This window comes from Thermomonas alba (genome assembly GCF_022419205.1).
In the GTDB taxonomy this organism is placed as follows: domain Bacteria; phylum Pseudomonadota; class Gammaproteobacteria; order Xanthomonadales; family Xanthomonadaceae; genus Thermomonas; species Thermomonas alba.
The window spans coordinates 285-579 of sequence record NZ_JAJOZU010000043.1 but is presented as its reverse complement, the minus strand read 5'-3'; the positions used below and the strand labels follow the sequence as shown (position 1 = coordinate 579).

The following is a 295-nucleotide window of genomic DNA, read 5'->3' as shown; positions in this document are numbered from 1 at the left end:
GCAATACCAAGCCTTCGGCCATCAGCGGGATGATCTCGTCCACGTGCGGGTACGGGTAGACGTAGTGCAGCCGCACCCAGGCGCCGTGCGCACGCGCCAGCGTGCCCAGCTCGCGCACCAGGTCGAGCATCCGCGTGCGCACGGGGCGCCCGTCCCAAAAACCGGTGCGGTACTGCACATCGACGCCGTAGGCGCTGGTGTCCTGGCTGATCACGAGCAGCTCTTTGACCCCGCCCTCGAGCAGCCGCCGCGCCTCGGTGAGCACATCGCCGATCGGGCGGCTGACCAGGTCGCC

General features: G+C 69.5%; 1 pseudogene. It reads right to left on the bottom strand.

What is annotated here, in order from left to right:
* Positions 1–295, bottom strand: a pseudogene (gene rimO / locus ML342_RS11655) (30S ribosomal protein S12 methylthiotransferase RimO); the annotation flags it as partial.